Source organism: Dorea ammoniilytica, assembly GCF_025567415.1.
Classification (GTDB): Bacteria; Bacillota; Clostridia; order Lachnospirales; family Lachnospiraceae; genus Claveliimonas; species Claveliimonas ammoniilytica.
On the sequence record NZ_JAOQJV010000023.1, the window covers coordinates 1 to 23820 of the forward strand.

General features: G+C 38.9%; 23 protein-coding genes and 1 pseudogene. 6 read left to right on the forward strand and 18 right to left on the reverse strand.

The genetic code is table 11. The features are described from left to right. Window positions 1-144: 144 nt before the first annotated feature. The 5 genes from OCV65_RS12265 to cysK all read right to left on the reverse strand — a co-directional run bounded on the left by OCV65_RS12265 (window position 145) and on the right by cysK (window position 5183). Complete coding sequence (locus tag OCV65_RS12265) at window positions 145-1449, reverse strand: O-acetylhomoserine aminocarboxypropyltransferase/cysteine synthase family protein (RefSeq protein WP_118453066.1); 1305 nt, start codon at window positions 1447-1449, stop codon at window positions 145-147. A gap of 153 nt (window positions 1450-1602) precedes the next feature. Continuing rightward, window positions 1603-2526, reverse strand: a complete 924-nt coding sequence (locus OCV65_RS12270; protein ID WP_262582289.1) for a LysR family transcriptional regulator — start codon at window positions 2524-2526, stop codon at window positions 1603-1605. 22 nt (window positions 2527-2548) lie between these two features. Further along, window positions 2549-3733: a PP-loop family protein gene (locus OCV65_RS12275; protein WP_262582290.1), complete on the reverse strand. Its 1185-nt coding sequence runs from the start codon at window positions 3731-3733 to the stop codon at window positions 2549-2551. Between the two features lie 57 nt (window positions 3734-3790). Beyond that, window positions 3791-4234 (reverse strand): RrF2 family transcriptional regulator, encoded by a 444-nt coding sequence (locus tag OCV65_RS12280; protein ID WP_118453069.1) that lies wholly within the window; start codon window positions 4232-4234, stop codon window positions 3791-3793. Between the two features lie 16 nt (window positions 4235-4250). Further along, window positions 4251-5183, reverse strand: coding sequence for a cysteine synthase A (gene cysK / locus OCV65_RS12285; protein WP_118453070.1), 933 nt, complete (start codon window positions 5181-5183; stop codon window positions 4251-4253). A gap of 156 nt (window positions 5184-5339) precedes the next feature. Here cysK and OCV65_RS12290 point away from each other — a divergent pair, with 156 nt between their 5' ends. Then, window positions 5340-5747: an RrF2 family transcriptional regulator gene (locus tag OCV65_RS12290; RefSeq protein WP_262582292.1), complete on the forward strand. Its 408-nt coding sequence runs from the start codon at window positions 5340-5342 to the stop codon at window positions 5745-5747. Between the two features lie 53 nt (window positions 5748-5800). Here the strand turns inward: OCV65_RS12290 and OCV65_RS12295 are convergent, their stop codons facing one another. The 13 genes and pseudogenes from OCV65_RS12295 to rpmH form a co-directional block, all read right to left on the reverse strand. Next, window positions 5801-6676, reverse strand: a complete 876-nt coding sequence (locus tag OCV65_RS12295; RefSeq protein ID WP_262582293.1) for a DUF3881 family protein — start codon at window positions 6674-6676, stop codon at window positions 5801-5803. Window positions 6677-6693: 17 nt separating this feature from the next. Further along, complete coding sequence (serS, locus tag OCV65_RS12300) at window positions 6694-7980, reverse strand: serine--tRNA ligase (RefSeq protein ID WP_118384465.1); 1287 nt, start codon at window positions 7978-7980, stop codon at window positions 6694-6696. Between the two features lie 150 nt (window positions 7981-8130). Continuing rightward, window positions 8131-8637 (reverse strand): annotated as a pseudogene (locus OCV65_RS12305) (DUF4446 family protein); the annotation flags it as partial. 3 nt (window positions 8638-8640) lie between these two features. Continuing rightward, entirely contained in the window at window positions 8641-9543 is a 903-nt protein-coding gene (locus OCV65_RS12310; RefSeq protein WP_262582294.1) for a ParB/RepB/Spo0J family partition protein, read from the reverse strand. A gap of 19 nt (window positions 9544-9562) precedes the next feature. Next, complete coding sequence (locus tag OCV65_RS12315; RefSeq protein ID WP_118384462.1) at window positions 9563-10321, reverse strand: ParA family protein; 759 nt, start codon at window positions 10319-10321, stop codon at window positions 9563-9565. A gap of 400 nt (window positions 10322-10721) precedes the next feature. Continuing rightward, on the reverse strand, window positions 10722-11441 hold the full coding sequence (gene rsmG / locus OCV65_RS12320) for a 16S rRNA (guanine(527)-N(7))-methyltransferase RsmG (protein ID WP_262582295.1): 720 nt from the start codon (window positions 11439-11441) through the stop codon (window positions 10722-10724). Window positions 11442-11444: 3 nt separating this feature from the next. Then, on the reverse strand, window positions 11445-13352 hold the full coding sequence (mnmG, locus tag OCV65_RS12325) for a tRNA uridine-5-carboxymethylaminomethyl(34) synthesis enzyme MnmG (protein ID WP_262582297.1): 1908 nt from the start codon (window positions 13350-13352) through the stop codon (window positions 11445-11447). After that, complete coding sequence (gene mnmE / locus OCV65_RS12330; RefSeq protein WP_330666941.1) at window positions 13318-14730, reverse strand: tRNA uridine-5-carboxymethylaminomethyl(34) synthesis GTPase MnmE; 1413 nt, start codon at window positions 14728-14730, stop codon at window positions 13318-13320. The genes mnmG and mnmE overlap by 35 nt, the downstream gene beginning before the upstream one ends. A 72-nt stretch (window positions 14731-14802) precedes the next feature. After that, window positions 14803-15717 (reverse strand): RNA-binding cell elongation regulator Jag/EloR, encoded by a 915-nt coding sequence (gene jag / locus OCV65_RS12335; protein ID WP_262582298.1) that lies wholly within the window; start codon window positions 15715-15717, stop codon window positions 14803-14805. A gap of 24 nt (window positions 15718-15741) precedes the next feature. Continuing rightward, entirely contained in the window at window positions 15742-16809 is a 1068-nt protein-coding gene (locus tag OCV65_RS12340; protein WP_262582300.1) for a YidC/Oxa1 family membrane protein insertase, read from the reverse strand. A 2-nt stretch (window positions 16810-16811) separates the two neighbouring features. Next, a complete protein-coding gene (gene yidD, locus OCV65_RS12345) occupies window positions 16812-17066 on the reverse strand; it encodes a membrane protein insertion efficiency factor YidD (protein ID WP_262582301.1) in 255 nt (84 codons plus the stop codon). 15 nt (window positions 17067-17081) lie between these two features. Then, the gene (gene rnpA, locus OCV65_RS12350) at window positions 17082-17420 is read right to left on the reverse strand and encodes a ribonuclease P protein component (protein WP_118384456.1); all 339 of its coding nucleotides are present in this window, start codon (window positions 17418-17420) and stop codon (window positions 17082-17084) included. A 49-nt stretch (window positions 17421-17469) separates the two neighbouring features. Then, window positions 17470-17604: a 50S ribosomal protein L34 gene (rpmH, locus tag OCV65_RS12355; protein WP_118384455.1), complete on the reverse strand. Its 135-nt coding sequence runs from the start codon at window positions 17602-17604 to the stop codon at window positions 17470-17472. Window positions 17605-17829: 225 nt separating this feature from the next. Here rpmH and dnaA point away from each other — a divergent pair, with 225 nt between their 5' ends. The 5 genes from dnaA to gyrB all read left to right on the forward strand — a co-directional run bounded on the left by dnaA (window position 17830) and on the right by gyrB (window position 23819). Further along, window positions 17830-19206 (forward strand): chromosomal replication initiator protein DnaA, encoded by a 1377-nt coding sequence (gene dnaA / locus OCV65_RS12360; RefSeq protein ID WP_118384454.1) that lies wholly within the window; start codon window positions 17830-17832, stop codon window positions 19204-19206. 267 nt (window positions 19207-19473) lie between these two features. After that, window positions 19474-20580: a DNA polymerase III subunit beta gene (gene dnaN, locus OCV65_RS12365; protein WP_118384453.1), complete on the forward strand. Its 1107-nt coding sequence runs from the start codon at window positions 19474-19476 to the stop codon at window positions 20578-20580. A 13-nt stretch (window positions 20581-20593) separates the two neighbouring features. Continuing rightward, window positions 20594-20803, forward strand: a complete 210-nt coding sequence (locus OCV65_RS12370) for an RNA-binding S4 domain-containing protein (RefSeq protein WP_118384452.1) — start codon at window positions 20594-20596, stop codon at window positions 20801-20803. Then, window positions 20793-21878: a DNA replication/repair protein RecF gene (gene recF / locus OCV65_RS12375; protein ID WP_262582308.1), complete on the forward strand. Its 1086-nt coding sequence runs from the start codon at window positions 20793-20795 to the stop codon at window positions 21876-21878. Before OCV65_RS12370 ends, recF begins: the two co-directional genes overlap by 11 nt. A 9-nt stretch (window positions 21879-21887) precedes the next feature. After that, the gene (gene gyrB, locus OCV65_RS12380; protein WP_118453079.1) at window positions 21888-23819 is read left to right on the forward strand and encodes a DNA topoisomerase (ATP-hydrolyzing) subunit B; all 1932 of its coding nucleotides are present in this window, start codon (window positions 21888-21890) and stop codon (window positions 23817-23819) included. Window position 23820 lies beyond the last annotated feature (1 nt).

Below are 23820 nucleotides of genomic sequence, written 5' to 3' on the forward strand. Positions count from 1 at the left end.
CATTTAGTTTTTCTTCTATGCTGTACTTAACTTTTCTACTCAAAAAAATACCCCCTTTCAGGAAACAAGTTTTTATTATTTTACTTGTCTACCTAAAAGGGAGCATATCACGCAAGACGATGAGTCTGTTTTTTCACATATCTCTTATTTGATTGCTTCAAATGCTGCATCCAGTGCTGCGATCAGATCTTCTGCTTTCTCGATACCGATTGACAGACGGATTGTATTTGGCTTAATGCCCTGCTCCAGCAGTTCTTCTTCTGTGCACTGGCTGTGTGTAGTAGTTGCCGGATGGATAACCAGGGATTTCACGTCAGCTACATTTGCAAGCAGTGAGAAGATTGCCAGGTTGTCAATAAATTTCTGCGCTGTAGCCGCATCTCCCTTAATCTCAAATGTAAAGATAGAGCCTCCGCCATTTGGCAGATACTTCTTATACAGATCATGAGTCGGCTCTGTAGGAAGTGACGGATGATGTACCGCCTCTACCTGTGGATGTTTTGACAGGTAGTCTACAATCTTCAATGTGTTGCTTACATGTCTCTCTACACGAAGTGAGAGGGTTTCCAGGCCCTGCAAGAATATAAACGCGTGGAACGGAGAGAGGGTCGCACCAGTATCACGTAATATGATTGCTCGAATGTAAGTTACAAACGCTGCAGGGCCCGCAGCTTCTGCAAATGATACACCATGGTAGCTAGGGTTAGCTTCGGAGATCCATGGATATCTTCCAGATGCTTTCCAGTCGAATTTTCCTCCGTCTACGATTACGCCGCCGATTGCTGTACCATGTCCGCCGATAAATTTCGTTGCTGAATGTACGACAATGTCTGCGCCGTATTCAATCGGACGGATCAGGTAAGGTGTTGCGAAAGTAGAATCTACTACCAGCGGAAGACCATGCTTATGAGCAATTTCTGCAATCTTTGCAATGTCAATTACATTGGAATTAGGATTGCCAAGTGTCTCTACGAAAATAGCTTTTGTATTTTCCTGAATGGCTGCCTCAAATGATCCCTCTACATATGGATCAACGAAAGTAGTAGTTACATTATTATTTAACGGTAATGTATGTGCCAGATAATTATATGTACCACCATAGATTGTCTTAGAAGCTACGATGTGTTCGCCAGATTTCGTCAGTGCCTGGAATGTATAGCTCAGTGCTGCTGCTCCGGATGCAACTGCCAGTGCTGCAACTCCGCCTTCCAGAGATGCGATTCTCTGTTCAAAAATATCCTCTGTAGGATTAGTAAGTCTTCCGTAAATGTTTCCTGCATCACGAAGTCCAAATCTGTCTGCTGCATGCTGTGAATCATGGAATACGTAAGATGTTGTAGCGTAGATTGGAACTGCTCTTGCATCTGTTACCGGATCTGCTTTCTCCTGTCCAATGTGAAGCTGTCTTGTTTCAAATCCCCAGTTTTTAGAATCGTTTATATTTGCCATAATGATTACCTCCTGAATATCTAAAATATTTTGTATTATCTTTTATGTGTTTCTCTCTTTGTTGTATTCATAGTAACATAGTAGGATTATACTGTCTAATACACAAAAAAAATACCGAGTTATAGTTTTATTTTATAACTCAGCACTTTATATTCACTCACTAATATTCAAATACTTTTTCAAAGCTTCTACATACAGCACTCCCATTTTGCTGAGCAGTGTATTCTTTCTCGTGATATATCCAATCTCCATCACGCTGTTTGGATTCTGTTCATCATCCTGAAATGGTACAGCCACATAATCATTACCGTTCAGCTCCTCACATATAATACCGGAACACAATGTGTATCCATTCAGTCCAATCATCAGATTCAGCATCGTAGCTCGGTCATTTGCCCGAATCACCTGTGAATATTCATTCGTAGACAGAATCTCTTCTGCAAGATAAAATGAGCTATTATCACCCTGTTCAAATGACAGACATGGATATCCGTCTAACTGTTCAAAACTGATCGACTTTTCCTTTGCCAGTGGATGATGTTTCCAAATATACACATATGCCTGACAGTCGATCAGATGATGAAATTCCAGTCCTGCCGATTTCAGCATTTTACCAAGCGATTTGCGGTTAAAATCACTGAGATACAGAATACCTATCTCGCTCTTCATGGTACTTACATCCTGAATCACTTCCGCCGTCCTTGTCTCACGGATTGCGAATTCGTATTTCGACATATCGAATTCTTTCGCCATATCCACAAATGCTTTCACCGCAAATGAATAATGCTGCGTTGATACACCGAATTTCTTCTTATAAGATCCACCTTCACCATATTTTTCAAGAATTGCCTCATATTGTCCATATATCTGCTTCGCATATAACAAAAACTCCGCCCCATCATTGGTCAGCGTAACGCCTCGCCCACTTCGATAAAATATCGTAATACCAAGTTCTTTTTCCAGTTCCTTAATCGCATTCGTCAGCGACGGCTGCGATACATACAGCTTCTCGGCTGCTTTATTCATAGACTTCGTTTCTGCAATTGTAATAATGTAATTCAGCTGTGTAAGTGTCATAAGTCAGTCCTCTTTTGAATATTTATCCTTCCGTCTCAGTCTTTTTTCCTTTTGTATCATAATCATCCAGAAAATTATATTTCATATCATCTTTGTGATATCCGATTACAGTATTCAGATTGATATTATGGATACTGTTGAATATATTCGTATCGATTACACTGCTGATATTTCTAAACTGCTCTACCAGCTCTTTCATCTCATCACGTTTTGACTTTCTGCCGCCTCCGCAGGTAGAACAATTTTCCGTAAAACGGCATGCACACTGGATAAACTGTAATTTGTTATAATCCCGCCACGCCTTGATTCCTTCTTCTTTTATCATATACATCGGACGGATCAGTTCCATTCCTTCAAAGTTCTGGCTGTGAAGCTTCGGCATCATCGTCTCTATTTTCGCACTATACAACATTCCCATCAAGATAGTCTCAATCACATCATCAAAATGATGTCCCAGCGCAATCTTATTGCATCCCAGCTCTTTTGCCTTAGAATACAGATATCCCCGTCTCATTCTGGCACACAGATAACACGGATTCTTATCAATCGTTGCAACTGTATCGAATATATCTGACTCAAATACGGTCAGTGGAATTCCAAGTAACTTGGCATTATTCAAAATAATATTCCAGTTATCTTCATTGTATCCCGGATTCATTACCAGAAATACTACATCAAAATTCACCTTGCCATGACGCTTCAGTTCCTGGAACACCTTTGCCATCAGCATGGAATCTTTTCCGCCGGAGATACAGACTGCGATCTTATCCCCCTCCTGCACTAACTGATACTCATTCAACGCCTTGGTAAAGGGTCTCCAGACAGATCTGCGGAACTTCTTAATAATGCTTCGTTCAATCTCTCTGGTACGCTCCGCAAGCTGTTCTTCCGAATCTTTCTGAACAAATCTGGTCAGCGTTAATTTCAGATATGACCGATATCCACCCGTGACATTACCGGCATCGTAACCATCTGCAAGCAAATCCTGTACATACTCCAGACTCCGCTCTCCGGTATGACACATCAGATAGATTTCCTTATCTTTATATGGTTCCAGTTCCGTCTTACGGTCTTCAAATTCTGCCATCGGAAGGTTGACTGCCCCCGGAAATGTACCTCTCTGGTACTGTTCCTCAGGCCGGATATCTACGACAAGTACCTTGTCCTTATCCGCTCTCTCCAACGATTCAATGGTAATAGACTTCATAAAATGTATCCTCCTCTTAAGCGTCAAAATACGACGGAGCACGAAGCTCCGCCGTTTTCAGATGTAATACATACTCTGTGCAGCCTGATTAGTCTGCTCTGCATGCTCTGTCAATTTCTTCAATGTCAGCTGATCCAGTATCCTGTGTACCTCTTCATTGATCGGATCGATGACCGTTTCCTGCACTGCAAGTGCTTCCGCCTCGCCCTTCTGACCGGGAGCAAGTCGCTCATCATCCAGAAAATACGATCCGTCAAGTGTAACTATGATGTCTGAAATTCGAATATATTCCGGATTACCAGCCAGAAAATAACCACCCTGTGGTCCCTTGATGCTCTTTATAATACCAGCTTTTTTTAAAACTGAAAATATCTGTTCGAGATATTTGATAGAAATATTATTTCGTTCTGCTATTTCACACAAAGCACAGGGACTATCTGTATGTTCAGCCAGATCAATCAATGCTCTGATACCGTATCTGCTTCTTTTTGAGAAATTCATATATAACGCCTTTCGATTATTCTGTAAAGAGTGGAGTAGAGTAATATCTGTCTCCTGTATCCGGAAGAAGTGCTACGATTACTTTTCCCTTGTTTTCCGGACGCTTTGCAAGTTCGATTGCTCCATGAAGTGCTGCACCGGAAGAGATACCTACCAGTACTCCTTCCTTCTTAGCAAGAAGTTTTGCTGCTGCAAATGCATCTTCATTTTCAGCTTTGAAAATTTCATCATAGATCTCTGTATTCAGTACATCCGGTACGAATCCAGCACCGATTCCCTGAATCTTGTGCGCTCCTGCTTTACCCTCAGAAAGTACTGGTGAAGTAGCTGGCTCAAGTGCTACAACCTTCACATCCGGATTCTGTTCTTTGAGGTACTCACCTGTACCTGTCAGTGTTCCACCTGTACCTACACCAGCGATAAAGATATCTACCTTACCATCTGTATCTTTCCAGATTTCAGGACCTGTAGTAGCTTTGTGTACTGCCGGGTTAGCCGGATTCACAAACTGTCCAGGAATAAAACTTCCAGGGATCTCTTTCGCAAGTTCTTCTGCCTTGGCGATTGCTCCCTTCATACCCTTAGCACCTTCTGTCAGCACCAGCTCAGCACCGTATGCTTTCAGGATGTTTCTTCTCTCAACACTCATTGTCTCTGGCATTGTCAGGATGATTCTGTATCCCTTTGCCGCTGCGATAGATGCAAGACCGATTCCTGTATTACCTGATGTAGGTTCGATGATAACGGAACCTTCTTTCAACTGTCCCTTTGCTTCTGCATCTTCGATCATTGCCTTTGCAATTCTGTCCTTTACACTTCCGGCCGGGTTAAAGTATTCAAGCTTAACAAGTACCGTTGCTTCCAGTCCAAGTTCCTTCTCGATATTAGTTACCTCTACAAGTGGTGTATTTCCAATTAATCCCAATGTTCCCTGATAAATATTTGCCATGATATATCTCCTTCCAAGTCTTTATACTTTCTTGTCTTGTTTGCTATGGCTGTATATTATCACTAAATACCTACTGAGTCAATAGGTTTTATAGGTTTTTATTGAAAAATTTTTTTACGAGCTATATAATAGACATATTAACGGAGGTAATATCCTATGATTTCAACAAAAGCACGTTATGCATTAAGAGTAATGATCGACCTGGCTGAACATCAGGATGCTGGATATATTCCATTAAAGGACATTGCAGCACGCCAGGAGATTTCCGAAAAATATCTTGAGATTATTATCAAGATACTGGTAAAAGGAAAAATGCTAAAAGGACTTCGTGGTAAGGGAGGCGGATATATTCTTACCAGAGAACCATCTGAATATATCGTTGGTGACATCATCGAATTGACCGAAGGTCCACTTGCTCCCGTTGCCTGCTTACAGCCGGATGCTGAGGTCTGCAATCGCAAAGACATCTGCGTAACCCTTCCTCTCTGGGAGAAATACTACACGCTGGTGCATGACTTCTTCTTTCACATTACACTGGAAGATGTGATAAATAGTAATTTCTAACCAGACTCAAAAAGAGTGTACAGCTTTAGTGTTTCAAGCTGTACACTCTTCTCTTACATTCTTATCATTCCCTGCAGCCAGATATTTCCCTTGAATCTTCTGCCGATCGCAGGTTCGCCAATCAGATTTGCCTTAGGTATGCAGGCATCAAATTTCATTTCATTTACATTCAGACTCAGGATATAAATTTCTTCTCCTGTTTCTTCATTTTCATCCATTCTTATATTCAGAATTTCACCAAGAATCGAATAACGGTCACACTCAATTCCACATGGCATAAAATATGTATCTACAATTGTAAATACATCTTCTTTTACCAATCTTCTTGATACTTTAGTATAAGTATCAAGATCATCTAATGTAAGACTCTCGATTGCCGATGGATCACCATTTCGCGCAGCAGTTAGAAGCGTCATCCTGTTTCTTGATTCTTCTCTGCTTCTCTTTTCCTGATCCGGATTCTTAAATACAGGCAGCAAAATCATGCCATCATTACAAAGTCCGGACAAAGTGATCGATACATGATCCAGCACATGATTCCTGCGCACATCTGCAAGCATACATTCTATTGCATTCTGTACATGAAAAATCAGGCTGACTCCCACTTTAGCATCTTCATAAATTCCTACAAATGAATGCCGGTCCATTCGTCTCTCCAATGTTACATCAGCGACAGATGTAATGCCACTTCCTTCAAAATATGGATAATAGAAATATCTTTCAAAATGTTCTTCTTCATCCATGGTACCACAGACACAGATTCCCATATCCTTCGAACTTTTCATTCGATATTCGCAGTAATCTGTTTCCTGATCCAATGCCATCAGCTCATGATGTGTATATACCTTTTCAGCATACTGCAGCAATCTGTTGAGCTGTTTTTCTGAAGCAAGTCCTCCATACCCAATAGCATTAAGATATTTGTGCATATTATTTACCCGTCTAATTATTTACGTTCAATTTTTTCTTTTCCACCCATATATGGACGAAGTACTTCAGGGATACGTACAGAACCGTCTTCCTGAAGGTTATTTTCCAAAAATGCAATCAGCATTCTCGGTGGTGCAACTACTGTGTTATTCAATGTATGAGCAAAGTATTTATTACCATCAGTTCCCTTTACACGAATGCCAAGTCTTCTTGCCTGTGCATCACCAAGGTTAGAGCAGCTTCCTACTTCAAAGTACTTCTTCTGTCTTGGAGACCATGCCTCTACGTCGCAAGATTTTACTTTCAGGTCAGCAAGATCACCAGAGCAGCATTCCAGCGTACGCACCGGAATATCCAGTGAGCGGAAGAGATCTACTGTATTTTTCCAGAGTACATCATACCATTTCTTGCTTTCTTCCGGTTTACATACAACGATCATCTCCTGTTTTTCAAACTGATGGATTCTGTATACACCTCGTTCTTCGATACCGTGAGCACCTTTTTCTTTACGGAAGCATGGTGAATAGCTGGTCAGTGTCTTTGGAAGTTCTCCCTCATCCAACATGGTGTCGATAAATTTACCGATCATAGAATGCTCACTTGTTCCGATCAGATACAGGTCTTCTCCCTCAATCTTATACATCATAGCATCCATCTCAGCGAAGCTCATAACACCTGTTACCACATTACTTCTGATCATAAACGGAGGTACACAATAAGTAAATCCTCTGTCGATCATAAAGTCACGTGCATAACTGATTACTGCTGAATGCAGTCTCGCAATATCTCCCATCAGGTAATAGAATCCATTACCTGCAACTTTTCCAGCGGCTTCCAGATCAATACCATCAAAACTTTCCATGATCTCTGTATGATATGGAATCTCAAAGTCCGGAACTACCGGCTCACCAAATTTTTCAATCTCTACATTTTCGCTGTCATCTTTACCGATTGGTACAGATGGATCGATGATATTTGGAATGATCATCATGTTCTTCTTAAGTTTTTCTTCTACTTCTTTTTCTTCTGCGGATAATTCTTCAATTCTTGCTGCACTCTTCTGAACTTCCTGTTTCAGTACCTCTGCTTCTTCTCTCTTACCCTGAGCCATGCATGCACCGATCTGCTTGGAAATCTTATTCTTATTAGCACGAAGAGCTTCTACTTCTCCTTTAATATCTCTATTCCTCTGGTCTAACTCTAATACCTCATCAACCAGTGGTAATTTTTCATCCTGGAATTTCTTTTTAATGTTTTCCTTTACTACATCAGGATTTGATCTCACAAATTTAATATCAAGCATTTTCTTTCTCCCTTTCCTTTATCTTCTTGCTTTTTTTATTTCTTTATTTGTATCTTTTCTTACTTCTTTTTTAGCTGCTTTTCTCGGCTGCTCTTTTCGGATTGTTTTTGCTTCATTTTCTTCCGAAGTTGATTCAGACTCACTGCTCATATAATCTTCACTGTAAATTGCTCGATCCAGTGCTTCCGCTTCCTCTTCTGAAAGTTCTACATAGCTTTCACCCTTCAGAATTTCCTTCACGTAAGTGTAGCATCCCTCACGGCTGTGCATCGCATTCATGATCCATCCGGTATTATCACTGTCCAGAAGTGCCAGGGCAAAGCTGAGTTTTCCGCCCATTTCATTAAAAGCGTCATACTTGACAATTCCACATTTTTGAATACAATGTTCAGTCCTGCGATACATTTCTTTCACATCAGCACGATTCTGTTTAATAATCTTAGCTATTCCATCCAGTTCCGAGAACTTTGTAAGAATACTTTCTTCCAGATTCTTACCATCTTTTCCCCGCATAAACGATGCATAACTGTTTTTCAGTCTGTCATATTTCAGACTGACATTCACATACAGTACGAACAGCACTACGATCAATATCAGCATAAATAAGAATATAAATGCAGGATCGATTCCAAGCTTCGCTAAAATCTTGCTTTCCATATATTATTCTCCTTTTTGTACAGATGTAATCATCTCAAACATGCGCTCGAGTTCATCATCTGAGTAATATTCGATTTCTATCTTTCCTTTTCCATTCCCCTTTGGTGAAATACTAACTTTAGTTCCAAGTACCCGTTTCATTTTTTCTGCCAAGTCATCATAGACGAATGCATTTTCTACGGTTTTGACTACTTTAACCTGTTTCTTAGGATTTTTCAATGATTTTATAAGTTTTTCTGTTTCACGTACACTTAATTTTTCATCAAAAATCTTTGTAGCAAGCAGATACTGCTGTTCTTCATCATCAATTGCAAGTAATGCTCTTGCGTGTCCGGTAGTGATCATATCGTCAATAATCATCTGCTGAACCTTTTCTCCCAGCTTCAGAAGTCTCATAGAGTTTGTAACAGCTGTACGACTCTTTGACACGCGCTCTGCCACTTCATCTTGTTTCAGATTAAATTCTGTCAGCAATTTTTTGAATGCCATTGCTTCTTCAATTGGGTTCAGATTTTCTCTCTGAATATTCTCAATCAAAGCAATTTCCACTGCCTGCTGTTCCGTATACTCTTTAATAATAACCGGAACTTCTTTGACACCGGCAAGCTTTGCTGCGCGCCACCGTCTTTCACCTGCAATAATTTCATAATAATCTTTTCTTTTTCTTACCAACAGTGGCTGTAATACACCATACTGTTTGATAGAATCAGCCAATTCCAACAATGCGTCTTCTTCAAAATGTTTTCTCGGCTGTTCTCTATTTGGTTCAACTTGGTTTATTTTCAACATTTGTTCGCCGGTTTTGACAGATTCTTCTTTTTCCGCTTTTGCAGCAGGTTTTACCGATTTATTTTCAGGAATCAGGCTGTCCAGTCCTTTTCCAAGTCCTTTTCTCTTTACTGCCATATTATTCCCCTCCCAATCCTTATTTATCAATCACTTCGTCTGCTAACATTCTATAACTTTCAGCGCCTGTAGACTTTGTATCATACATGTTAATAGGCATTCCATAACTAGGTGCTTCTGCAAGACGTATATTTCTGGGAATAATTGTTTTATAGATACTCTGATTCAGGTTATCTTTTACATTTTCAACAACCTGGAGTGATAAATTTGTACGTGCATCATACATTGTAAATACGACGCCTTCCATCTCCAGATCAGGATTCAGTCTTTCTTTAACCAGTTCAATCGTGTGCATAAGCTGACTTAAGCCTTCCAATGCGTAATATTCACACTGGATTGGCACAATCACACTGTCAGCTGTTGTCATTGCATTAATTGTCAGCGTATTTAATGAAGGTGGACAGTCAATAATCACAAAATCATAATTATCTCTTACCTTATGCACTTCATTTCTAATGATAAATTCCTTATCATCCACGCCAATTAATTCTATTTCAGCTGCCGATAAATCAATTCCAGTCGGAATAACATCCAGATTTTCCAAAGCATCTTTACAGATAACTTCTTCAATAGATGCCTGTCCTATAATCATATCATATACTGTTTTTTCGACAGAATCTTTATCAATTCCAAGTCCGCTCGTCATATTGCCCTGCGGATCCATATCAATTGATAGCACTTTCTTGCCTTTTTCAGCCAAGCACGCTGACAAGTTGATAGCCGTGGTAGTTTTACCTACGCCACCCTTTTGATTTGCTATCGCGATTATCCTTCCCATATTATTTCCCCTTTCTATGCTTGACTATTATACCACGTTTCACTACTGGATTCCATAGATGTTTCACGTGAAACATTACATTTAGCAAGTTTCCTTTATTAACATAACGCTTTATTTCGATTATATGCATTGTTAATGAATAATTTATTGTTTTCAAATGTTTCACGTGAAACATTTGAAAAATCGAATTTATTATCCACCTAAATACTTTCGACCTTATTTTATAGTTGTATTATCACTACTGCAAAATACATATCACAAAAATAGGCAGAATGTTTCACGTGAAACATTCTGCCTATTTTTTTTATGTTTAATATCTTTTGGAAACTTTTTTTACAAATATTATATGATGTAAAAAGTCAAAATGTGGATTACCCATAAGTAAGCAAAAGCCTTTGCACTAATGCAAAGGCTTTCTTGAAGGTATACCAGATTTTCTAGGATATTTCATACCTGTACTTTTTTCTTTTTTTATTATAACTAATGATCTTGCTATATCTGTATCAGGAAGTTCAAACTGGACTACTTTTTGTGTCTTACCACCTAAAATTTTAATAGCCTTCTTGCTCTCATTGAGTTCATCCTCAATCTCACCTGATTTATATGGTATAAAGTATCCATCCATTTTTACATACGGAATACAATACTCAGATAAGACAGCCAGATTAGCTACTGCCCTCGATACAACCATATCATACTGTTCTCTATATTCCTCATTTCTGGCAAAATCTTCTGCTCTTCCATGAATCGTTGTAATATCTTCTAGCTCTAATTCATTAATAACAGTGTTTAAAAATTTTATTCTCTTATTCAATGAATCTAACAATGTAACTTTTAAATGAGGAAAAGCAATCTTAAGTGGTAATCCAGGAAAACCAGCTCCTGTACCAATATCAATCACCGATTCAATTTCTTTCATATCATTAGCTTTTGTGATGGATAAACTGTCTGCAAAATGCTTACAAAACACCTCATCATACTCTGTAATACCTGTAAGATTCATAACCTTATTCCATTCAACCAAAAGCTGATAATACTTATCGAATTGTTCTAATTGTTTTTCGCTCAATGATATATTAAGCTGAGTCATCATATTTAAAAATTTTGGACTAATCACCATGTACTATTTTCCTCCCAAATATATAAGTAATACAGATATATCAGCAGGAGATACTCCTGATATTCTGGAAGCCTGTCCAATTGATACCGGTCTGTATTCCTTCAACTTTTGAATTGCTTCTATACGAAGACTCTGAATTGCATCATAATCAATATCTTCTGGAATTTTTTTCTTTTCCATCTTCTTAAACTGTTCTACCTGTCTAAGCTGTCTTTTGATATAACCATCATACTTAATGTTGATATCTATCTGGTTTTCAATCTCTTCTTTCAAATCTGCTGGAAATTCCGGTCTACCTTGATCTATAGATTCTAATGCCTGATATGATAATTCCGGACGTCGAATCAGCTCTGTTAACGATATACCTGAATTCAGCGGTGTACTTTCATACTTCTTCAGTAAATCCTGTACATTATCACTTGTTCCCACATGTACATGTGAAACACGTTCAATTTCTTCGTTGATGCATTCTATTTTCATAAGTAATCGATTATATCGTTCATCAGAAATAAGACCTATTTCATGACCTATTTTCGTCAAACGTTGATCTGCATTGTCCTGACGAAGAAGAAGACGATATTCTGCCCTGGACGTCATCATACGATAAGGTTCATGACTTTCTTTAGTAACAAGATCATCAATCAAAACACCGATATAAGCTTCTGAACGATCCAGAATAATCCCATCTTTTCTCTGCAGTTTTCTCGCAGTATTAATACCTGCAATCAATCCCTGTGCAGCAGCCTCTTCGTATCCCGAACTTCCATTAAACTGTCCTCCACTGAACAATCCGCTGATATTACGAAATTCCAGTGTTGGCTTCAGCTGTCTGGCATCAATACAATCATACTCAATTGCATACGCATTTCTGACAATTTTAACATGCTCTAGTCCAGGCACACTGCGGTACATCTCATACTGAACATCTTCCGGCAGTGAACTTGACATACCGCCGATATACATTTCATTTGTTTCAAGTCCCTCAGGCTCAATAAATACCTGATGTCTCTTTTTATCCGCAAATTTTACTACTTTGTCCTCAATCGATGGGCAATATCTCGGTCCTGTTCCTTCGATCATTCCCGAATAAAGCGGTGATCTATCAAGATTATCTCTGATGATTCTATGTGTTTCTTCGTTAGTATATGTCAACCAACAGGATGCCTGGTCAATCTGCACATCATCCGGATTTGTTGTAAATGAAAATGGCACAACTCTCTCATCACCAAACTGTTCTTCCATCTTACTGAAATCTATCGAATTCTTATCCACTCGCGCAGGTGTTCCGGTTTTAAAACGATACATTTTAATACCAAGTTCATCTTTCAGACAGTCTGTAAGATAATTCGCTGCCTGCAGACCATTAGGACCCGTATGAGAACTTACATCGCCATAGATACACCTTGCCTTCAGATAAGTTCCGGTACACAAAATGACCGCTCTGCATCTATAAACCGCTCCAGAATAAGTCTGAACACCTGTTACCTGATTATCTTCAGTCAGTATGCGGACAACCTCCTGCTGTCTGATATCCAAACGCTCCTGATTCTCCAATACACGGCGCATGGTTCTGCTATAATTGGCTTTATCCGCCTGTGCACGAAGCGAATGAACAGCAGGACCTTTTGACTTATTAAGCATTTTGGACTGTATAAACGTACGGTCAATCACCTTACCCATTTCACCTCCAAGTGCATCCAATTCTCTTACCAGATGTCCCTTCGAACTTCCGCCGATATTTGGATTACATGGCATCAATGCAATGCTGTCTACACTGACCGTAAATACAACTGTCTGAAACCCAAGTCTGGCACAGGCAAGAGCAGCTTCACATCCTGCGTGTCCTGCACCTATTACTACTACATCATATTTATCTTTATTTTCCCATACAGAATTTGCTGAAAATTTCATTGACCAAATCTTCTCCTATCGTTTCTCCAGTAATACTTCCAAGTGTCTCGTATGCATCCATCAGATCGATTGAATAGAAATCCTCTGGCATCTGCATATCAATACTTTGAATTACATTATTCAGACTCTGCAATGCATTCTGCAATGCCGTCTTATGGCGCACATTGGTAATATAAACTTCCGAATTAAAAGATATATCCCCATGATAAAACATATCTTTAAGCGTATTTTCTAATATATCAATCCCAATATTTTCTTTAGCAGATATTTCAATCATCGGGATATCAAATTTATTTTCTTCCTTATTTTCTCCCAGATATGCATCCATAATTTCCTTTTTCTTAACCTGCATCTCCAGATCTGATTTATTTAGTAATATGATTGACTTTTTATCCTTCAAAAGTTTCAAAATATCATAATCATTCTGATCCAGCGGCGCCGAAGAATCAATTACATAGATGATCAGATCTGCTTCTTTTGCATGGCTAATTGCTTTTTGAACTCCAATTTCTTCTATGATATCTGCCGTATCGCGGATGCCGGCTGTATCCATAATATTCAACGATATACCCTGCAGACTAATATTTTCCTGCAAAATATCTCTGGTTGTTCCGGCAATATCAGTTACAATTGCGCGATCCTCTCCAAGCAATGCATTAAGCAGAGAAGATTTACCTGCATTGGGCTTACCTACAATTACCGTTTTAATACCCTCTTTAATAATACGCCCATCGTCCGAAGAATCTATCAACTTTTGAATCTCCTTTATCAAAGGTTCTATTACACCACGAAGTGTCTCGCCATACCCGTCTACACTGATGTGCTCCGGATCATCAAGAGCTGTCTCTATAAATGCAGTATGATACAATATCTTTTCTCTGATATCTACAATCTTCTGCTTAACATTCCCCTTTAACTGACCAACAGAACTCTTCAAAGCATATTCATTTTTCGACTGAATAATATCAATGACTGCCTCTGCCTGAGACAGATCAATACGACCATTCAAAAATGCTCTCTTAGTAAATTCACCAGGTTCTGCTGGTCTTGCTCCATGCTTAATTACCGTTTCAAGGATCTTTCGCACTACAAATACGCCACCATGACAGTCAATTTCTACCGTATTTTCTCCGGTATAGCTATGTGGTCCTTTCATAATAAGAACCAGCACTTCATCAATCATATCTTCACCATCTGCGATATAGCCATAATGGATCGTATGCGTCTTCTGGTCCGCTAGTTTTTTTCCATTTTTTCCTCTATATATACGATCTGCTATCTCAATTGCCTGTTCACCACTGATTCTTACAATTCCAATTCCTGATTCAGTAACAGCTGTAGATATTGCTGCTATCGTCTGCGTGTCATTATAAAGCACGATATACCTCCTGATAATAAAAAAGAGTAAGTAGGAGTTTTGACGCCCCTACTTACTATCTTATACGAAATACTATTTTCTTACAAGTGTAACCACTACTCTACGGTATGGCTCTTCACCTTCACTGTGAGTTGTAACACTTCTGTCTCCCTGCAATGCAGAGTGAATGATTCTTCTCTCATATGGATTCATTGGCTCCAGAGATACCGATCTTCTGGTTCTCTTTACCTTATGAGCAATGTTCTTGGCAAGGTTCTCCAATGTCTCTTTTCTTCTTCTTCTGTAATCCTCTGTATCGAGTTTTACTCGTACATAACCATCCTGTGCCTTGTTAGCCACTCGGTTAGTCAGATACTGAAGTGAATCAAGAGTCTGTCCTCTCTTACCAATCAGAATACCCATATTGTCTCCGTTCATTTCAATACACAGAGCACCTTCCTCGTCGATAGAAGTCTTTATCTCAACTTCCATATCCATAGCTTTCAGTACATTTGTCAGAAACTCTTCACAGGTCTTAACCGTAATATCTTCAACCTTAGCAAGTTCGATTTCCTTTCTCTCCTGTACCGGCTTATGAGGCTTATCATTCTTTTCTTTCTTTTCAGTTTTAACAGTTTCTTCTTTTACTTTCTCAGTTTTTTCAGAAGCTGTCACATTCTTGTTATTCTTATGATAATTCTCTTTTTTGCGGTTATCTTTCTTTTTCTTGTTATCTCTGTTGTTGTGCTTGTGGTAGTTATCAGATTTAGAATCTTTCATAACTCCCTTAACAGCATCAGAAAAGTCGATGACTGGTTCATCATTCACTTTCTTTTCAACTTTTCGTCTTGCTTTGATAACTGCCTGCTTTCTTCCAATACCAAGGAATCCGGCATTTCCTTTTTCTATTACATCATATTCAAGCTGATCACTTGTAACACCTAACTGAATCAATGCTTCTGTAATGGCGTCATCCAGTGTTTTCGCAGATACTGTGGTTTCTTCCATTGCGTTCAACCTCCCATAGCCAAACTATTTCTTTTTATTATCGTTAAAGTCTTTTACCATATTTGCCTTAGCAGAAAGGCTTCCTGCTTTTGCATGGCTTCTTTTTTCCTCTGCTTCTTTAAGCTTTGCATTCTTCTCAGAAGAAGACACATCCTTCTGAGCAGAAGATGAAAGACTCTTAGTATTGGCCTGAGCCATGGCATTGATCTTTTCAGCCTTTTCTCCACGTTTTTCACGCTTCTTCTCAGCCTTATCACGGTTTTTTTCTACCATTTCTTCCGGTGAGATTTTCTGCAGATGCTTATTTATAAAGAACTGCTGTGTACATCTTACAACCGCACTGATAATCCAGTAAATACCGATACCAGATGACAGTGTAAATACCATGAACAGTGAGAATAACGGCATTGTCATGTTCATAGTCTTCATAGTAGAATTCATCGGATCATTCTTATCTGAATTATTTTTAACTCCTGAAATAGCCTGTGACAGTTTGATACTTCCATACTGAGTTGCAGCAGATATAATAGGAAGTAAAATACATGTAATAACTACAAGTGCCGGTGCTACATCAAATGTATCTCTTGCCTTGATCATTGCTATTGGTGACATAGACAGATTCGGCAGTGTAAAAAATCTCTGCACATTATCTGATGCTTTTGCAATAGCTGGCACGTAATTAGACATATCATATATAACAGGATATAACGCAAACAAAAGAGGCATCTGGATCAATAATGGAAGACATCCTCCCATCATGGAAGTGCCATATTTGTCATATACCTGCTGAATCTCTTCCTGCTGCTTCATCATAGAAGCCTGATCCTTCTTGTTCTGATATTTCTTCTGAATTGCCTTGATCTCAGGATTCATCAGAGCTGTCATTCTTGATGTCTTCTGCTGATTGACTGTCAGCGGCAGCATCAATGTATATACCAAAATCGTGTAAATAATGATTGACCATCCAACCAGACCATGATCGGTTGGTAATACATTGTCCAGGGTATTATAAATGACATTCATTACTTTACCCAGTAATATCGCAATCTGTCCGACAATAGGCCAGTTTGCTGCTGATAACAAAGTACCCATATTCAATTCCTCCGTTTGTAGTAGCGGATATGCTTGTCTTTTTCCGGTGGAACCGGATCATATCCTCCCTGCGAGAATGGATTGCACCTCAAAACTCTCCAAATAGCCAGTCCTGTTCCCTTCAAAGCACCAAACCTTTCAATTGCTTCCACTGCATAACACGAACAGGTAGGATAATACTTACAGCTTGAATATCCCTTGGCCGAAGATAAATATTTCTGATAAAACCGAACCATTTTTATCAAAATCTTTTTCAAATGTATGCCACTCCATTACGACTCGATTATTCCATGAAGACTTCCAAGATGAAGAAATGCTGATTCAATATCATGATAATTCTTTCCCTTTGCTGCACTTCTTGCTATAACGACCATATCATAACCACGTGCGACTTTTTCTTCATTTAATCGATAACTTTCTCTAATTAATCTTGTTAAGCGATGTCTTACGATACTGTTTCCTACTTTTTTGCTGACAGATATCCCAACACGATTCTTATCTGTGCCATTCTTTCTTATATATATAACCAGATATTTGTTCGCTTTGGAATGTCCGCCATGATATACTTTTCTAAAGTCTGTATTTTTTTTCAGCGATTCAGAAAAATTCATTGTATTTCTCCTGTTTTATTATAGAAGAAAAGGTCACAATAGATGCGACCTAAGCTGATAATTTCTTTCTTCCTTTTGCTCTTCTGCTTGCAAGTACTTTTCTTCCACCTGCGCTGCTCATTCTTGCTCTGAAGCCATGAACTTTTGATCTCTGTCTTTTCTTTGGCTGGAATGTCATTTTCATTGATATCCACCTCCCTTATTCTATCTATAAAGTTGTTCTCAATATTTGTTCGTTTGTTTCAAAAGACATCGTGTTTAATTATATTAGATAATACGAATTAAGTCAAGTAGATGGACTATATTTCTTTTCCCTATTCCATCTTTTTCATTGCCATCATAAGCATTTTGATGTAGAATAATGGAAAGTGGTTTTTTATGCGATAAAATAGATTAGGAGATTAAATTGATGAATGTTGTGGAAGAAAAATGGAATGAAATTATCGAGCATCTGCGTGTTGAACACGAATTATCCCACATTTCTTTCTCAACCTGGATTCAGCCTCTTAAGGTATACAACGTTGTAGACAATACCGTTTATCTGCTCGTGGACAAGGCTGCCAGCGTGGATTACATCGAGAAGAAGTATTCTCTTCCGCTGAAGGTCTGTATCGCTGAGATTACAGGTATTGAATATGAGGTTGTTTTTCTTTCTGAGGATGATGAGCGGATAGAAGAACTTAAGAAGATGTCCTCTGCCAGCACAGATAAGAGAAAGACGAAGACTGCTGCAGAGAAAGCGGGTCTTAACCCAAGATATACATTCGACACATTTATTGTAGGTAATAATAATAACTTTGCACATGCTGCATCTCTGGCTGTAGCCGAATCACCTGGTGAAGTATACAACCCTCTCTTCTTATATGGAGGCGTAGGACTTGGCAAGACACATCTGATGCATTCGATTGCACACTTTATTCTGGATTTCAGTCCTAAGAAAAAAGTCGTGTACGTAACCAGTGAGACATTTACAAATGAACTGATCCATGCATTGAAGAATGGACGTGAGTCTTCAATGTCGGATTTTCGAGAAAAATATCGTAATACCGATGTACTTCTGATCGATGATATTCAATTTCTTATAGGAAAGGAAAGTACTCAGGAAGAATTTTTCCATACTTTCAATCACCTGCACACTGCTGGTAAGCAGATCATTATCTCCAGTGACCGCCCTCCAAAGGACATTGAGACACTGGAAGCGAGACTGCGTACTCGTTTTGAGTGGGGACTGATAGCCGATATGTCTGCACCTGATTATGAGACACGTATGGCTATTCTGCAGAAGAAGATTGAATTAGAACATCTGGAAATCTATCACATTCCTGATGATGTACTTCAGTATATTGCTCAGAACGTTAAGAATAATATCCGTGAGCTGGAAGGTTCACTGAATAAATTAATTGCACTCTACCGTCTGGAAGGCAATGGCAGACCGATCGATATTAACCTTGCTGCAGAAGCCATGAAGGATATCCTTTCACCAGACGATAATAAAACAGTTACACCGGAACTGATCATGGATATCGTTTCCGATCATTTTGGTGTATCCATTGCCGATCTGAAAAGTAATAAAAGACCTGCTGAGATTGCAGTACCTCGTCAGATCGTCATGTATCTCTGCCGTAAGATGACCGATGTACCACTTAAGTCCATTGGTATCCTGCTTGGAGGTAAGAATCATTCTACCATTAAGCACGGCGTAGAAAAGATAGAACACGATGTCGAAGAAAATGAACAGCTTGCTAATACAATTGATATTATAAAGAAAAAAATCAATCCTGTTTAAGATGTGCACAATTCGATGATAACTATGTGGATAATGGTGGATAACTTTATCATAACTTTTACAAATTGTTTCTAAAAAAGTTTTCATCATTTCATCCACAGATTATAATTTCGTTTTCATCAAGTTTATCAGCATCGATTTTCTTTGATTTTTCAAGGGATTGCAGTGGTTTTCCACATATCCACATCCCCTACTACTAAGACTACGGAAATCATATATTTATATATAGCATTTTTGCCCACCATTTTTTCGAAAGGAGTTATACACATGAAAATAGTCTGCAGTAAAGCTAATCTTGCGAAGGGAGTAAGTACCGTATCCAAGGCCGTTCCTTCCAAAACTACAATGCCTATTCTGGAATGTGTCCTGATAGACGCAACACTTGATGTAATTAAGCTGACAGCTAATGATATGGAACTTGGCATTCAGACGGAGGTAGAAGGAGAGATCATTGAACACGGTATGATCGCGATTGATGCGAGAATCTTTTCCGAGATCGTAAGAAAGCTTCCGGATAACGATGTAGTAATAGAAACAGATGAGAATCTTCAGGCTACTATTACATGTGAGAAAGCGAACTTTAATATTTCCTGCAAACCAGGGGATGAGTTCAGTTATCTTCCTATTATCGAAAAGGACACTACAATTAGTATTTCGCAGTACACATTAAAAGAGGTCATCAGACAGACCATTTTCTCTATTGCAGATAATGAAAGTAATAAAGTAATGACTGGGGAGCTGTTCGAGATTAACCAGAATACGCTTCGTGTCGTATCTCTCGATGGTCACAGAATTTCCATTCGCAAGCTTGAATTGAAAGAAGAATATGACCATAAAAAGATTATAGTTCCTGGTAAGACATTGATTGAAATCAGTAAGATCCTTTCCGGAGAAGCAGACAAAGAAGTATGTATTTACTTTACTGAGAATCATATAGTATTTGAATTTGACCGGACGGTAGTAGTATCACGTCTGATTGAAGGTGAATATTTCCGAATTGATCAGATGCTTTCAAGCGATTACGAGACAAAGGTAAGAATTAATAAAAAAGAATTACTGAACTGTATAGACAGAGCGACACTGCTCATCAAAGAAGGAGACAAAAAGCCAATTATCATTAATATCGGTGATGAAATCATGGAACTTAAAATTAAATCCCAGCTTGGCTCTATGAATGAAGAAATATTCATTACCAAGGAAGGTAAAGATCTTCTGATCGGATTTAATCCTAAATTCTTAATCGATGCACTGCGTGTTATCGATGATGAAGAAGTAGAACTTTATCTTATGAATGCAAAAGCCCCTTGCTTTATCAAAGATGAAACAGAAAGTTATATTTATTTGATTCTGCCGGTTAACTTTAATTCAATTTAGGACAGGTGTAAGTATGGAAATTATCAAATTAAAAGATGAATTTATAAAGCTTGGTCAGGCACTGAAGGCTGCAGGTCTGGTAGAGACCGGAGCAGAGGCAAAAGATGTGATCCAGGATGGTCTGGTAAAAGTGAATGGCGAAGTAGATACCAGAAGAGGTAAGAAATTATACAACGGAGACGTTGTGGAATTTGATGGAGAAGAAATCAAAATTGAAGATTAATTCTTTGAAATTAAAAAATTTTCGCAACTATGATCTTTTAAATCTGGAATTAAGTGAACAGACGAATATTTTCTATGGTGATAATGCACAGGGAAAGACCAATATACTGGAGTCCCTGTATCTGTGCGGCACGACCAAGTCGCACAGAGGTACCAAAGATAAAGATATGATCCAGTTTGGAAAAGATGAATCACACATAGAAGTAAAAGTAGAGAAGAGGGGCATTACCTATCAGATTGATATGCATCTGAAGAAGAATAAAGCAAAAGGTATTGCCATTAATCGGATACCTATCAAGAAAGCAAGCGAATTATTCGGTATTCTGAATGTCGTATTTTTCTCACCAGAGGATCTGAATATTATAAAAAATGGTCCGGCAGAGAGAAGAAGATTTATAGATCTTGAACTTTCGCAATTAGATAAAGTCTATCTGAATGATCTCGGCAATTATAATCGTATTATAAATCAGAGAAATAAGCTGCTGAAAGATATCAGTTTTAATAGTGGTTTAAAAGATACACTGGATATCTGGGATATACAGTTAATCGAGTACGGCGAAAAAGTGATTCAGGCAAGAAAAAAGTTTGTGTCCGATATCAACGAGATTATTTCTGAGATTCATAAAAAACTGACAGGCAATCAGGAACAGATTGAAGTGATCTATGAGCCAAATACAGGCGGACAGTCATTGGGGGATGTGATCCAGAGAAACAGAGAACGTGATCTGAGAATGATGAGCACGACATCAGGACCGCATCGTGATGACATCTGCTTTCAGGTAGATGGAATTGATATCCGTAAATTCGGATCACAGGGACAGCAGAGAACAGCAGCTCTTTCGTTGAAGTTATCTGAGATAGAACTGGTGAAGATGCTTACCAAAGACAAACCGGTTCTTCTGCTTGATGATGTGTTGTCTGAACTTGATAAACACAGGCAAAACTATTTATTAGATAGTATAGATGATATACAGACATTGATTACCTGTACAGGTGTGGATGAATTTGTAAATCATCGTTTTTCTATAAATAAAATATTCTATGTCCATGAGGGACAGGTAAGAAATGAAAACTAGGAGGATACTATGAGTACAGAGAAGGTACAGCACGAATATGGCGCAGATGAAATCCAGATTCTGGAAGGTCTGGAAGCTGTAAGAAAGAGACCCGGTATGTATATCGGCAGCACTTCTTCCAGAGGTCTCCATCATCTGGTATATGAGATCGTCGACAACTCTGTGGATGAGGCTCTTGCAGGATTCTGCACAGAGATCCAGGTCACAGTGAATAAAGACAATTCAGTTACAGTAATTGATAATGGGCGTGGAATTCCAGTGGGTATCAATCATAAATCAGGTCTTCCGGCGGTAGAAGTAGTATTTACTGTTCTTCATGCAGGAGGTAAATTTGGTGGTGGAGGCTACAAGGTATCGGGAGGTCTTCATGGAGTAGGTGCATCTGTAGTTAATGCATTGTCTAACTGGCTGGAAGTTGAAATCTGCCATGACGGAAAAGTATACAAGCAGCGCTATGAGCGAGGCAAGGTTGTATATAAGCTGAAAGTCGTAGGTGAATGTGAAGAAGGCAAGACCGGTACGAAGGTAACATTTATGCCGGATGATACCATTTTTGAAGAGACTGTATTTGATTATAACATTTTGAAACAGCGTTTCCGTGAGATGGCGTTCCTGACCAAAGGTTTGAAGATTGTTCTTAGAGATGAGAGAGAAGAAGAACTGATAGAGCGTACATTCCACTATGAAGGCGGAATTAAAGAATTTGTTACTTATTTGAATAAGAGTAAAGAAGCATTATATGAAGATGTTATTTACTGTGAAGGTATGGTAAATAACGTTCAGGTTGAAGTTGCCATGCAGCATAATGATTCCTATAATGAGACGACTTATGGATTTGTAAATAATATTACGACTCCGGAAGGCGGTACTCATATTATGGGATTCCGCAATGCGCTTACAAAGACATTTAATGATTATGCAAGAAAGAATAAATTATTAAAAGACAGTGAACCTAATCTTTCAGGTGAAGATATCAGGGAAGGATTGACAGCCATTGTCAGTGTTAAGATTGAGGAGCCTCAGTTTGAGGGACAGACTAAGCAGAAGTTAGGCAACAGTGAGGCCAGAGGAGCAGTTGACAGTGTTGTAAGCAAACAGCTTGAAATCTATCTGGAGCAGAATCCGATGATTGCAAAGCAGACAATCGAGAAGTCTGTGCTTGCTCAGAGAGCGAGAGAGGCTGCGAGAAAAGCAAGAGAACTTACAAGAAGAAAGTCTGCACTGGATGGTATGTCTCTTCCGGGCAAGCTTGCAGACTGTTCTGATAAGAATCCGGAAAATTGTGAGATTTACATTGTAGAGGGAGATTCCGCGGGAGGGTCTGCGAAGACCGCACGTAACAGAGCAACACAGGCAATTCTTCCACTTAGAGGTAAAATCCTGAATGTTGAAAAAGCAAGACTTGACCGCATTTATGGCAATGCTGAGATTAAAGCGATGATCACAGCATTTGGAACGGGTATCCATGATGATTTTGATATTAGCAAATTACGTTATCACAAGATTATTATCATGACGGATGCCGATGTGGATGGAGCACATATCAGTACATTGCTTCTGACATTCCTTTACAGATTCATGCCGGAACTGATTAAGCAGGGATATGTATATCTGGCACAGCCACCGCTCTATAAATTGGAGAAGAATAAAAAAATCTGGTATGCATACAGCGATGAAGAACTGGATTCGATTCTTCAGGAAGTAGGGCGAGACACGAATAATAAGATTCAGAGATATAAAGGACTGGGAGAAATGGATGCAGAACAGCTTTGGGATACAACCATGGATCCGGAGCACCGTGTACTTCTTCGAGTAACAATGGATGATGAGACAGCTTCGGAGCTGGATCTTACATTTACCACACTGATGGGCGATAAGGTAGAGCCGCGTCGTGAGTTTATCGAAGAAAATGCAAAATATGTACAAAACCTTGATATCTAGG